We start from the raw sequence: 12,039 nt of genomic DNA on the forward strand, positions 1-12,039 counted from the left end.
CAATCTCACCGCCGAGGACGGCAAGCTGACCGTGCTGCTCGGGCGCAACGGCGTGGGCAAGACCACGCTGCTGCGCTGCCTGATGGGCGTGGTGGCCGCGAAGAACGGCAGCGTGGCGTGGCGCGGCAAGCCGCTCGACGCATTGGCACCGCATGCGCGGGTGGCCGCCGGGCTGGCCTACGTGCCGCAGGGCCGCGACATCTTTCCGCGCCTGACGGTGGAGGAAAACCTGCTGGTGGGCGCGGCGAGCCGCAAGGCGCCGTCGAAGGTGCCGGACCGCATCTACGAGCTGTTTCCGGTGTTGAAGGACATGCGCGCGCGGCGTGGCGGCGACCTGTCGGGCGGGCAGCAACAGCAGCTTGCGATCGGCCGTGCGCTGATGAGCGAGCCGCAATTGCTGATCCTCGACGAGCCGACCGAAGGCATCCAGCCGTCGATCATCCAGGACATCGGCCGCACGCTGCGCCAGCTCGTTGACGAAACCAACATGACGGTGCTGCTGGTCGAGCAGTACTACGATTTCGCACGCTCGATCGCCGATCAGTATTGGGTGATGAGCCGCGGCGAGATCGTCACGGGCGGCGCCGGCAGCGAGATGGAAGCGAACGGGGTTCGAGAACTGATCGCCGTGTGAGCGTATAGCTGGCCGGCGCGCCGCGCCGGGCCACCGCTCAGGCCACGGTCTGGATGACCTCGAAGCCCTCGAACTCCGGATGGCCGAGGTAAAGCGGGCGGTTCGCGCCGCCCGCATTGCGATGAGCCGCGCGAAATGCCTCCGATTGCGTCCAGTCGACGAACGCCGCATGGTTCGCCCAGACGGTGTGGCTCGCGTAGAGCACGTGGTCCTCGCGCGTGGGGCCGCGCAGCAGATGGAACTCCACGAACCCCGGGACCGTTTTCAGTTGCGTGTCGCGATCGAGCCAGACCTGCTCGAAGGCGGCCTCCGAACCCAGGGCCACCTTGAAACGATTCATTGCGATATACATGCGCGGTTCCTCCTGATCGAACGATGCATCCGGCGGCCTGCCGGCACGCCGGAACGGAACCGGCAGTGTACCGTGCGAGGCGGCAGGCTCGCCGCCGCCCGCTCGCGCCCCCACCGTGGTGTAGCATGGCGGCGCGCCACGGCGCCCGAATACGTTGCGCCCCTTTCTCCGATGCCAGTCCCCCGATGTCCGCTACCGATTCGCCCGACCATCGCACCGCAGCCGCCACCGACCTGCCCGCCGCCCCGGTCGCCGCCACCAAGAAAGCCTGGCGCGCGATGCTCGAACTCGGCTTCGAGCGGCAGCGCACGGGGCGCTCGGCGCTCGTGCATCGCCGTCACGACGGCCCGCTGCGCATCCAGCGCCCGCTCTACCCCGAAGGCGACGCGATCTGCCACGCGGTGATCGTGCATCCGCCCGGCGGCGTCGCGGGCGGCGACCGGCTCGACATCGCCGTGCAGATCGGCAGCGGTTCGCACGCGGTGATCACCACGCCGGGCGCCACCAAGTGGTACAAGTCGAACGGCCTCGACGCGCGGCAACGGATCGCCATCGCGGTGGCCGACGACGCGAAGCTCGACTGGCTGCCGCAAAACAACCTGTTCTTCGACGCCACTCAGGCCTCGCTGGAGTTCTCGCTGACGGTGGGCGAGCGCGCCAGCGTGATCGGCTGGGACGTCTCGCAACTGGGCCGGCAGGCGGCCGGCGAAACCTGGTCGGTCGGCCGGATCGCCTCGTCGGCGCGCATCGCGGGCGCCGACGGCGCACCGCTCTGGATCGAGCGCGCACATCTCGGCGCGACCGAACCGCTGCGCGTCACGCCGCAGGGGCTGGCGGGCTTTCCCGTCTACGGCACGCTGTGGGCGATCGGCGACGCCTGCACCGATGCACTGGCCGAATCGCTGGCCCCCGCGCTGCCGTTCGGCGACACGCTGCGCGCCGGCGTCACCTGCGTCGCGCCGCGCGTGATGCTGATCCGCGCGCTGGCCGGCTCGGTCGAGGCGCTGCAGAACCTGTTCGTCGAGCAATGGACGCGGCTGCGTCCGCTGGTGCACGGCGTCGAAGCGCGAGCGCTGCGGCTCTGGCAAACCTGATCGCCCCTTTCCCCTGCACCACCGCGAGGCATCGCGCCGGCCGCGTCGCACCGAGGCGGTGAACGCACGCACGCAAATCCGACACACGACGCACTACCGCATGGCACACGGCTTGCGTTCATGAACTGCCGCCGTGCCGCGCACGGCACACGATGCTACGATCGGCCGGTTGCCGTGCATGCAACGCGCGGTCGAATTATTACGTCTAGCTAAACATCGGGCTTTCATGAAGCTGACTCCACGAGAGAAAGACAAACTGCTGATCTTCACCGCCGCGCTGCTCGCCGAGCGCCGCCGCGCCCGCGGCTTGAAGCTCAACTATCCGGAGACGATCGCGTTCATCACCGCCGCGCTGATGGAAGCGGCGCGCGACGGCAAGACGGTGGCCGAGGTCATGCACTACGGCACCACGCTGCTCACGCGCGACGACGTGATGGACGGCATCGCGGAGATGATCCCCGACATCCAGGTCGAGGCCACCTTCCCCGACGGCACCAAGCTGGTCACCGTCCACCACCCGATTCCCTGAGGCCCACGATGATTCCCGGCGAAATCCTCACCGACGACGGCGATCACGAGCTGAACGTCGGCCGCCCGACCATCACGCTGGCCGTCGCCAATACCGGCGACCGGCCGGTGCAGGTCGGCTCGCATTACCACTTCCACGAAGTCAACGATGCGCTGTCGTTCGACCGCGCCGCCGCGCGCGGCTTCCGGCTCAACATCGCGTCGGGCACGGCCGTGCGCTTCGAGCCGGGCCAGACGCGCACCGTCGAGCTGGTCGAACTGGCCGGCGACCGCATCGTCTACGGCTTCCAGGGCAAGGTGATGGGCAAGCTCTGAGCGCCCGCGCCGTGGGTTCGCAGCCCGTAACCGTTGTTCAGTTGTTCGCTGCCCGGCGCATCGCCGGGCGCTCCAAGGATTCGACACCATGACACTACGCTTGAGCCGCCGCGCCTACGCGGAAATGTTCGGCCCGACCACCGGCGACCGCATCCGCCTGGCCGATACCGAGCTGCTGATCGAGGTCGAGCGCGACTGCACGATCTATGGCGAGGAAGTGAAATTCGGCGGCGGCAAGGTGATTCGCGACGGCATGGGCCAGTCGCAGCGCGTTGCCACCGAGGTGGCCGACACCGTCATCACCAATGCCGTGATCCTCGATCACTGGGGCATCGTGAAGGCGGACATCGCCCTCAAGGACGGCCGCATCCAGTCGATCGGCAAGGCCGGCAACCCCGACATCCAGCCCGGCGTGACGATCGCGATCGGCGCGGCCACCGAAGTGATCGCGGGCGAAGGCATGATCGTGACGGCGGGCGGCATCGACACCCACATCCACTTCATCAGCCCGCAGCAGATCGACGAGGCGCTGGCCTCGGGCGTCACCACCATGATCGGCGGCGGCACCGGCCCGGCGGCCGGCACCAACGCCACCACCTGCACCCCCGGCCCGTGGCACATCGAACGGATGCTGCAGGCCGCCGACGGCTGGCCGATCAACATCGGCTTTCTCGGCAAGGGCAACGTGAGCCTGCCGCAGCCCGCCGAGGAACAGATCGCGGCCGGCGCGATCGGCCTGAAGCTGCACGAGGATTGGGGCTCGACGCCCGCCGCGATCGACAACTGCCTCACCGTTGCGGACGCAACCGATACGCAGGTGGCGATCCACACCGACACGCTGAACGAAGGCGGTTTCGTCGAATCGACGGTGGCCGCGTTCAAGGGCCGCACGATCCACACGTATCACACCGAAGGCGCGGGCGGCGGCCATGCGCCCGACATCCTCAAGGTGTGCTCGGAGCTGAACGTGCTGCCCTCGTCGACCAACCCGACGCGGCCCTACACGATCAACACGCTCGACGAACACCTCGACATGCTGATGGTGTGCCATCACCTCGATCCGTCGATCGCCGAGGATCTGGCGTTCGCCGAATCGCGAATCCGCCGCGAGACGATCGCCGCCGAGGACATCCTGCACGACCTCGGCGCGCTGTCGATGATGTCGTCGGATTCGCAGGCGATGGGCCGGGTGGGCGAGGTGATCATCCGCGCCTGGCAGACCGCGCACAAGATGAAGGTGCAGCGCGGCAAGCTGCCCGAGGACGGCGAGCGCAACGACAACTTCCGCGCCAAGCGCTACGTCGCGAAGTACACCATCAACCCGGCGCTCACGCACGGCATCGCGCACGAAGTCGGCTCGATCGAGCCGGGCAAGTGGGCCGATCTGGTGCTGTGGGAACCGGCGTTCTTCGGCGTGAAGCCGGCCATGATCCTCAAGGGCGGCATGATCGCGGTCGCGCAGATGGGCGACCCGAACGCATCGATCCCGACGCCGCAGCCGGTGCATTTCCGCGAGATGTTCGCCACCCGCGGCGGCGCGCTCGGCCGCACCTCGCTGACCTTCGTCTCGCAGCTCGCGCTGGACAACGGCGTCGCGGCGCGCTACGGCCTGGCCAAGCGCGTGGTGCCGGTGCGCGGCTGCCGCACCGTCACCAAGGCCGACATGGTCCACAATGCGTGGCGGCCCAACATCACCGTCGACCCGGAAACCTACGACGTGGTGGCGAACGGCCTGTTGCTGACCTGCGAACCCGCCACCGTGCTGCCGATGGCGCAGCGCTACTTCCTGTTCTGATTCATGCGCACTCTCGACAAACGCATCGCCCCCAACGTCAAGCTCGCGGCCTCGCTGGTCGCGCGCGCGCCCACCCTCACGCTGGCCTACGACGCCCGCTGCAAGAGCCGCTTCGCCGCGACGCTCGACAACGGCGAGGAGGTGGGCGTGGTGCTGCCGCGCGGCACCGTGCTGGCCGACGGCGACGTGCTGGTGGCCGACGACGGCAAGCTGGTGCGCATCGTCGCGGCGTCCGAAGCCGTGATGCGCGTGCGCGCGCCGAATGCGCTGACGTTCACGCGCGCCGCCTATCACCTCGGCAATCGCCACACGCCGGTGCAGATCGGCGCGGACACGCTGGTGCTCGAATACGATCCGGTGCTGGCCGACATGCTGACGCGGCTCGGCGCGAAGGTGGAGCGCGTGGACGCGCCGTTCCAGCCCGAAGCCGGCGCATACGGCGGCGGCCACAAGCACGGCCACGACGCGACGTTCGCCGAGGATTACGCGCTCGCGCAGCAGGTGTACGGCGAGCATCATGGTCATGCGCATTCGCATGACCATGGGCACGATCATTCGCACCACGGCCATGTGCATACGGCAGCCTGCGGTCACGATCACGCGCATGGCGACGCCGCGCACTCGCACGATCACGGCCACGATCATTCCCACGGCGGCCACGTTCACACGGCAGCCTGCGGTCACGATCATGCGCATGGCGACGCCGCGCATTCGCACGATCACGGGCACGATCATTCACACGGCGGCCACGTGCATACGGCAGCCTGCGGTCACGATCACGCGCATGGCGACGCCGCGCATTCGCACGATCACGGCCACGATCATTCCCACGGCGGCCACGTTCACACGGCAGCCTGCGGTCACGATCATGCGCACGGCGACGCCGCCGCGCACTCGCACGATCACGGCCAGCCCGGCCACGTCCACACCGACGCCTGCAAGCACGACCATTCGCACGACCCCAAGCCCGTCGCCATCACGTTCCGCAAGCGCGAGCATGGACACGGCTGAACTCGTCGCGCTGCTGCACCTCGCCTCGCCGGCGCTGCCGATCGGCGGCTTCAGCTATTCGCAGGGCTTCGAGGCCGCGCTCGACGCGAACCTGATCCACGACGCCGACAGCGCGCGCGAATGGATCGCCAGCGGCCTGGCCGACGTGCTCGCCGCCTGCGAGCTGCCGTTCCTCGCGCATCAGCTCGAACGCTGGCGCACGCACGACGCGGCCGCGCTCGCCGAGGCCAACGCCGAATTCATCGCCAGCCGCGAATCGGCCGAACTGCGCCGCGAAACCGAGCAGATGGGCTGGTCGCTCGCGCAGTTGTGCGCCTCGCTCGAATGGGGCGACGCGGCACGGCGCGCCACGCTCGCGGCGATCAGGCCGGTCGCGCTGCCCACCGCCTACGCATTCGCGGCCGCCGCGCACGACGCCACGCCCGACGCGGTGCTGACCGCCTACGCGTTCGGCTGGGTCGAAAACCAGGCCGCGGCCGCGCTGAAGGCGGTGCCGCTCGGCCAGCTCGCCGGCCAGAAGATTCTCGTCGCGCTGCGCGGCACGATCGCCGACGCCGTGCGCCGCGCGCTCGCCACGCCGCCCGAGGCCATCAACACGTTCGCCCCGCTGCTCGGCATCCTGTCGGCGCGGCACGAAACCCAGTACTCCCGACTGTTCCGCTCCTGAACGCCCGACCATGAACACGCCCTCCGCTTCCTCCCGCCGCACCAAGAAACTGCCACCGCTGCGCGTCGGCATCGGCGGCCCCGTCGGCTCCGGCAAGACGACCCTGCTCGAAATGCTGTGCAAGGCCATGCGCGAACGCTACGACCTGGTCGCGATCACCAACGACATCTACACGAAGGAAGACCAGCGCCTGCTGACGGTGGCCGGCGCGCTGCCCGAGGAACGGATCATGGGCGTGGAGACGGGCGGTTGCCCGCACACGGCGATCCGCGAGGATGCCTCGATCAACCTGGAAGCCGTCGACCGCATGCTGGGCCGCTTCCCCGACGCCGACATCGTCTTCATCGAATCGGGCGGCGACAACCTCGCGGCCACGTTCAGCCCGGAACTGTCGGACCTGACGATCTACGTGATCGACGTGGCCGGCGGCGAGAAGATCCCGCGCAAGGGCGGCCCCGGCATCACCAAGTCGGATCTGCTCGTGATCAACAAGACCGATCTCGCGCCGCTGGTGGGCGCGAATCTCGACGTGATGGCGTCGGACACGAAGAAGATGCGCGGCGAGCGCCCGTACGTGATGACGAACCTGAAGGCGCTCGAGGGGGTAGCCGAGGTCATCGCGTTCATCGAGAAGAAGGGATTGCTGACGGCGTGACGCGGTAGCGGCACGCGGCACGCGGCGGACGACACGCCGCCGCCCGCCGAAGGGCCTCAGGCCGGCTCGCCCTCGTCGCGCGCCGCCGGCAGCAGCGCAGTGAGCACGTCCACCGTGCGTGCCGTCGCGCCACGATGGCGTGCGGCAAACGCGGCCCCGGCCGCGCCCATCGCGATGCGCCGCGCCGGATCGGCGAACAGCACGTCGAGTGCCGCCGCCAATGCTTCGGGGTCCTGAACCTGTTCGGCCGCGCCCGTGGCCACCGCGTCGGCCGTCGCCTGCGTGAAATTGAAGACGTGCGGCCCGATCAGCACCGGCACGCCCACAGCGCACGCCTCGATCAGGTTCTGGCCGCCGAGCGGCAGCAGGCTGCCGCCGATGAACGCCGCGTCGGCCGCCGCGTAATACGCGCCCAATTCGCCCATCGAATCGCCGAGCAGCACCGTGACCTCGCCCGGCACCGGCGCGCTCGCGCCGCTGGCGGCTGCCGCCGCACCGGGCGACCACAACACCGAACGACGCGCCACCGCATGCCCTTCGCGCTCGGCCAGCGCGGCCACTTCGTCGAAGCGCTGCGGGTGACGCGGCACCAGCATCAGCAGCGCGCCGGGCGTCTTCAGCGCCGCGAACGCGCGCAGCACCAGCACCTCCTCACCCTCGCGCGTGCTGGCCGCCACCCACACCGGACGCGCGCCGATCGCCGCGCGCCACGCATGGCCGCGCGCGGCCAGCTCGGGCGGCGTGGTCATGTCGAACTTGAGATTGCCGAGCACGGCCAGGTTGCGCGCGCCGAGCGCGCCGAGCCGTTCCGCATCGGCCGGGCTTTGCGCGAGCACGCGCGAGAACCCGCCGAACACCTCGCGCACGGCCGAGCCGAAACGCGAGGCGCGCCGGAACGAACGCGCCGACATGCGGCCGTTGGTCAGCACCAGCGGCACGTCGGCGCGCCGGCATTCGTCGATCAGCGTGGGCCACACCTCGGTTTCCATCACGAGGCCCAGCGTGGGCCGCCAGGCGCGCAGGAAGCGGCGCACCAGATGCGGCATGTCGTAGGGCAGATAACAACGCAGCACGCGCGCACCGAACAACTGCTCGCCGGTGGCGCGGCCGCTCGGCGTCATGTGCGTGATCAGCAGCTTCGCGTCGGGCCGCGCCGCCAGCAGCGCGTCGATCAGCGGCTGCGCCGCGCGCGTCTCGCCGACCGACACCGCGTGCACCCAGATCAGCGGCGCCGGATCGTCCGGGCCGCGCAACGCGCGCATGGCCGGCGCGATATGCCCGAAGCGCTCGCCGATATGCTCGCGATAGCCGCGCTCCCGGCGCGAACGCCAAAACAAACGCAGCACCGCGGCGGGCGCCACGATCCACCAAAGCGCGCGATACACCGCTCTCAACATGACACCACCGTGATTGATTCCGTGCGTTGGCGCGGCCGCTCAGACGAGCGCGCGCCGTTGCAGCCGTTCGAGAATGCCGAGCGGTGCGCATTCCGGCCGCGCCATCGCGCCGACCGGCAGGAAGAAGGTTTGTTCCATCATGAACTGCCCCGACATCACCGCGTGCGAGGTCTGGTCCGAGAAGCAGATCCAGACGCTGCCCGGCGGGAACGGCATGGTCTGCTGCGGGCAATCCTGCTGATAGCCGAGATCGGCCTTCATCGCATCGTGCAGATGCAGCATCAGATGGTCGTAGGCGCTGCGCTTCGATTTCGTGACGTGCAGCAAATTCAGCAGCCACGCCGCGCCGGGCAGTTGCGGGCGGATCGACGGCAGGAAGCGCTTGGCGACATCCTCGAACGGCTCGCCGACGCGCCACACGCGCGGTGCGCCGTTCGGGTTCACGTTCGTGAACACGCGCAGGATGCGCTCGCCGTAGTTGGGCCGCGACGGGAACGCGTCGACGTGCAGCCGGCTGTCGTCCTTGCGCCACGAGGTTTCGCGCGTCTCGACCTGACGCAGCCGCAGGCTGGTGGGCGCGACGCGCATCTTGCCGCGATATTCGGGGAACAGGCCATCGACGAGCGAGGCCGCCTGCTGCTGATAACGCGCCACCAGCGCGCGCACGGCCGATTGCGTGACCGCATCGCCGAGCACGCCGGCCACCGCGCCGCCGTTCGGCGCGAGGCTGATGTTCTTGCGCTGCGGATCGGCCAGCGCCGGATCGAGCAGCGCTTCCTCGCCGCCTTCGATGGCGAACCGCAGGTTCGGGAAATACAGCACCTTGCCGGTTTCGACCGCCGCGAGCAATTGCTCGCGCGGCACCGACAACTGCTGGCCGTGCCAGTCGGCCGACTCGATATCGAGGATTTGAGACCCGGGCTGCGCGCCCGACAGGGGTTCGGTCATGATCGCACCGTTACAGAAGGCCGAACGACGCGAGCGCGCCCTTCACCTGAGACAGGGTGGGCGGCGCGCCGGCCGAGCCGAGATTGACGACGTTCGGCGACCAGTAGCCGCCCGTGCGCCACGCGGTCGCGAAATTGTACAGTTCGACGGTAGGCCGCTTGAGCGCCGCGGCGATATGCACGAGGCCCGTATCGACGCCGACCGTGGCCGCCGCGCCGTCGATCAGCCCGACCACCGCCGGCAACGACAGCTTCGGCGGCACGATCGCGGCCGCGCCGAACTCCTTCGCCAGCCGCTCGCTGGTTGCGCGCTCGGCTTCGCTGCCCCACGGCAACACCAGCGATGCACCGCGCCGCACCAGCGTCTGGCCGAGTTCGATCCAGGCGGCATCGGGCCATTGCTTGTCGGCGCGGGACGTCGCGTGGACGAAAACGACGTAGGGTACCGGAAGATTCAGATCGGTCGCGGCGAGCGCCCGCGCGGCCTGATGCGTGTCAATGCCGAACTCGAGTTCGCCCTCGGGCGTCGGCGCCGGATCGCCGAGCGCGGCGGCCGCCAGTTGGCGCGTGCGCTCGACCACATGAGTGCGCGGCGCGATCGGCACGTGGCGCTTATAGAAGAAGCGCGCCGGCCATTCGTAGCCGGCGCCGTCGGTTCGATTGCCGAGCCCGACCAGCGGGCCGCGCGCCCAGCTCGCCACCCAGGCGCTCTTGATCAGGCCCTGGCAGTCGATCACGAGGTCGTAGTGTTCGCCTGCGATCTGGCGGCGGAACGCGCGGATCTCGCGCCAGGTCTTCGCGCTGCCGAGCGACTTGCGCCAGCGCCGCAGCGAGAACGGCAGCACGCGGCGCACGCCGCGCACGAGCTTCACGAGCTCGACGAAACTTTCCTCGACGAGCCAGTCGATCTGCGCGTCCGGGTGGTGCCGGTGGATGTCGGCGATCACCGGCATGTTGTGCACGACGTCGCCCAGCGACGACACACGCACGATCAGAATTTTTTGCACGCTGAAAAAACCGGGACAGGCCGGTACGGACCCAAAGACGCGATTTTATCGCGTCGGCGGGTTTATCTCGTAAACGGGGAATGGCGGAGGGATTCGGGAGGACACGGAACGAGGCAAGCAGCCGGAGCGGCCGCACGGCAAGCCGCTCCGTTGCCCCATCCGTTTAGAACGGCAGCTTTGCGTCCGGCTTCGCCGCCGTCAGTGCGCGGCGGAAATCGTCCTGGATTCGCGCCAGCCCTTCGGCGGTGTTCGCCTCGAAGCGCAGCACCACCACCGGCGTGGTGTTCGACGACCGGGCCAGGCCGAAGCCGTCCGGATACTCGACGCGCAGGCCGTCGATCGTGACGATCTCGTCGGCGCCGTCGAACTTGGCGTTCGCGCGCAGCTTCTCGATCAGCTCGACGTTCTCGCCTTCCTCGAGCTTCAGTTGCAGCTCGGGCGTCGATTCGGCGTTCGGCAGGCCGTTGAGCAGCGCGCTCGGGTCCGTCTCGCGCGACAGGATTTCGAGCAGGCGCGCGCCGGTATAGAGGCCGTCGTCGAAGCCGTACCAGCGATCCTTGAAGAAAACGTGGCCGCTCATCTCGCCGGCCAGCGGTGCGCCGGTTTCGCGCAGCTTGGCCTTCACGAGCGAGTGGCCCGTCTTCCACATCAGCGGCTCGCCGCCCTTCTCGCGAATCCACAGCGCCAGATTGCGCGTGCACTTCACGTCATAGATGATCTGCGCGCCCGGGTTGCGCGACAGCACGTCCTCGGCGAACAGCATCATCTGGCGATCCGGGTAGATGATCTGGCCGTCCTTCGTGACCACGCCGAGGCGGTCGCCGTCGCCGTCGAACGCGAAGCCGATCTCGGCATCGGTTTCCTTCAGCGCACGGATCACGTCCTGGAGGTTTTCCGGGTGCGCCGGGTCCGGGTGGTGGTTCGGGAACGTGCCGTCGATCTCGGTGAACAGTTCGACCAGCTCGCAGCCGAGCGCCTTGAACAGGCGCGGCGCCAGCTCGCCGGCCACGCCGTTGCCGGCATCGACGACGATCTTCAGCGGACGCGCGAGCTTGATGTCGCCGACGATGCGCTGCAGGTAGGCATCCGCCACGTCGTGCTGCTCGTAGCTGCCGCTGCCTTCGGAGAAGTTGCCCTCGACGATGCGACGGTACAGCGCCTGGATCTGCTCGCCGTAGATCGCCGCGCCGCGCAGCACCATCTTGAAGCCGTTGTAGTCGGGCGGGTTGTGGCTGCCGGTCACCACGATGCACGAATCGACGCGGCGTTCGCCGCCGGCCAGCGGCAGCGGCACGCTGGCCGCGAAGTAACCGACCGGCGTCGGCACCATGCCGACATCGACCACATCCACGCCGGCCGCGCGCAGCCCGTCCGCCAGTGCGCCGATCAGTTCCGGGCCGGACAGGCGGCCGTCACGGGCCACCACCACGGCGTCGCCACCCTGGGCGCGCACTTCGCTGCCGAATGCCTGACCGATGGAGCGGGCGGTGGCCGCGTCGAGCGTCTTGCCGATCACACCGCGAATGTCGTACGCCTTGAAAATGGATTGGGAAATCATCGATTCACTCTCTGTCGTGCTTGGAAAAATTGGCTCCGCATCGCCCGCCGGCCTGGCCGGCGCGTCGCCTGCGCCCCAG

Annotated in this window: 11 protein-coding genes and 2 pseudogenes; 8 read left to right on the forward strand and 5 right to left on the reverse strand. The window is 69.0% G+C overall.

What is annotated here, in order from left to right; all coding sequences use genetic code 11:
• The coding region (gene urtE, locus ACYP33_RS05810) for an urea ABC transporter ATP-binding subunit UrtE (RefSeq protein WP_459620343.1) at window positions 1-634 on the forward strand (634 nt) is incomplete at its 5' end.
• A 37-nt stretch (window positions 635-671) separates the two neighbouring features.
• On the opposite strand, the gene ACYP33_RS05815 is transcribed toward urtE, so the two are convergent.
• A complete protein-coding gene (locus ACYP33_RS05815; protein WP_414450215.1) occupies window positions 672-986 on the reverse strand; it encodes an antibiotic biosynthesis monooxygenase family protein in 315 nt (104 codons plus the stop codon).
• Window positions 987-1,264: 278 nt separating this feature from the next.
• On the opposite strand from ACYP33_RS05815, the gene ACYP33_RS05820 reads away from it, so the two are divergent.
• The 7 genes and pseudogenes from ACYP33_RS05820 to ureG all read left to right on the forward strand — a co-directional run bounded on the left by ACYP33_RS05820 (window position 1,265) and on the right by ureG (window position 7,051).
• A complete protein-coding gene (locus ACYP33_RS05820) occupies window positions 1,265-2,080 on the forward strand; it encodes an urease accessory protein UreD (RefSeq protein ID WP_459620381.1) in 816 nt (271 codons plus the stop codon).
• A gap of 226 nt (window positions 2,081-2,306) precedes the next feature.
• Window positions 2,307-2,609 carry an urease subunit gamma gene (ureA, locus tag ACYP33_RS05825; protein ID WP_414444107.1) on the forward strand — a complete coding sequence of 101 codons (303 nt, stop codon included), beginning with the start codon at window positions 2,307-2,309 and terminating at the stop codon, window positions 2,607-2,609.
• 8 nt (window positions 2,610-2,617) lie between these two features.
• Entirely contained in the window at window positions 2,618-2,923 is a 306-nt protein-coding gene (locus ACYP33_RS05830) for an urease subunit beta (protein ID WP_414450216.1), read from the forward strand.
• Window positions 2,924-3,011: 88 nt separating this feature from the next.
• On the forward strand, window positions 3,012-4,718 hold the full coding sequence (ureC, locus tag ACYP33_RS05835) for an urease subunit alpha (RefSeq protein WP_459620346.1): 1,707 nt from the start codon (window positions 3,012-3,014) through the stop codon (window positions 4,716-4,718).
• Window positions 4,719-4,721: 3 nt separating this feature from the next.
• A pseudogene (ureE, locus tag ACYP33_RS05840) lies at window positions 4,722-5,417 on the forward strand (urease accessory protein UreE); the annotation flags it as partial.
• Between the two features lie 298 nt (window positions 5,418-5,715).
• On the forward strand, window positions 5,716-6,396 hold the full coding sequence (locus tag ACYP33_RS05845; RefSeq protein WP_459620348.1) for an urease accessory protein UreF: 681 nt from the start codon (window positions 5,716-5,718) through the stop codon (window positions 6,394-6,396).
• 10 nt (window positions 6,397-6,406) lie between these two features.
• A complete protein-coding gene (gene ureG / locus ACYP33_RS05850; protein WP_414444103.1) occupies window positions 6,407-7,051 on the forward strand; it encodes an urease accessory protein UreG in 645 nt (214 codons plus the stop codon).
• Window positions 7,052-7,107: 56 nt separating this feature from the next.
• Here the strand turns inward: ureG and waaA are convergent, their stop codons facing one another.
• The 4 genes and pseudogenes from waaA to ACYP33_RS05870 all read right to left on the reverse strand — a co-directional run bounded on the left by waaA (window position 7,108) and on the right by ACYP33_RS05870 (window position 11,960).
• Complete coding sequence (gene waaA / locus ACYP33_RS05855; protein WP_414450219.1) at window positions 7,108-8,448, reverse strand: lipid IV(A) 3-deoxy-D-manno-octulosonic acid transferase; 1,341 nt, start codon at window positions 8,446-8,448, stop codon at window positions 7,108-7,110.
• A 39-nt stretch (window positions 8,449-8,487) separates the two neighbouring features.
• Window positions 8,488-9,396, reverse strand: a complete 909-nt coding sequence (locus ACYP33_RS05860; protein ID WP_414450220.1) for a Kdo hydroxylase family protein — start codon at window positions 9,394-9,396, stop codon at window positions 8,488-8,490.
• Between the two features lie 10 nt (window positions 9,397-9,406).
• Window positions 9,407-10,446, reverse strand: a pseudogene (gene waaC, locus ACYP33_RS05865) (lipopolysaccharide heptosyltransferase I).
• A 119-nt stretch (window positions 10,447-10,565) separates the two neighbouring features.
• On the reverse strand, window positions 10,566-11,960 hold the full coding sequence (locus ACYP33_RS05870) for a phosphomannomutase/phosphoglucomutase (protein WP_414450221.1): 1,395 nt from the start codon (window positions 11,958-11,960) through the stop codon (window positions 10,566-10,568).
• Window positions 11,961-12,039 lie beyond the last annotated feature (79 nt).

This window comes from Burkholderia sp. 3C, from assembly GCF_054589155.1.

Bases quoted from the DNA above. Each gene is read 5' to 3' on its own strand.
- ACYP33_RS05830 (WP_414450216.1), top strand. From the start codon at position 2,618: ATGATTCCCGGCGAAATCCTCACCGACGACGGCGATCACGAGCTGAAC.
- ACYP33_RS05860 (WP_414450220.1), bottom strand. From the start codon at position 9,396: ATGACCGAACCCCTGTCGGGCGCGCAGCCCGGGTCTCAAATCCTCGAT.
- ACYP33_RS05870 (WP_414450221.1), bottom strand. From the start codon at position 11,960: ATGATTTCCCAATCCATTTTCAAGGCGTACGACATTCGCGGTGTGATC.
- ureC (WP_459620346.1), top strand. From the start codon at position 3,012: ATGACACTACGCTTGAGCCGCCGCGCCTACGCGGAAATGTTCGGCCCG.
- ACYP33_RS05820 (WP_459620381.1), top strand. From the start codon at position 1,265: ATGCTCGAACTCGGCTTCGAGCGGCAGCGCACGGGGCGCTCGGCGCTC.
- waaA (WP_414450219.1), bottom strand. From the start codon at position 8,448: ATGTTGAGAGCGGTGTATCGCGCGCTTTGGTGGATCGTGGCGCCCGCC.
- ureA (WP_414444107.1), top strand. From the start codon at position 2,307: ATGAAGCTGACTCCACGAGAGAAAGACAAACTGCTGATCTTCACCGCC.
- ureG (WP_414444103.1), top strand. From the start codon at position 6,407: ATGAACACGCCCTCCGCTTCCTCCCGCCGCACCAAGAAACTGCCACCG.
- ACYP33_RS05845 (WP_459620348.1), top strand. From the start codon at position 5,716: ATGGACACGGCTGAACTCGTCGCGCTGCTGCACCTCGCCTCGCCGGCG.
- ACYP33_RS05815 (WP_414450215.1), bottom strand. From the start codon at position 986: ATGTATATCGCAATGAATCGTTTCAAGGTGGCCCTGGGTTCGGAGGCC.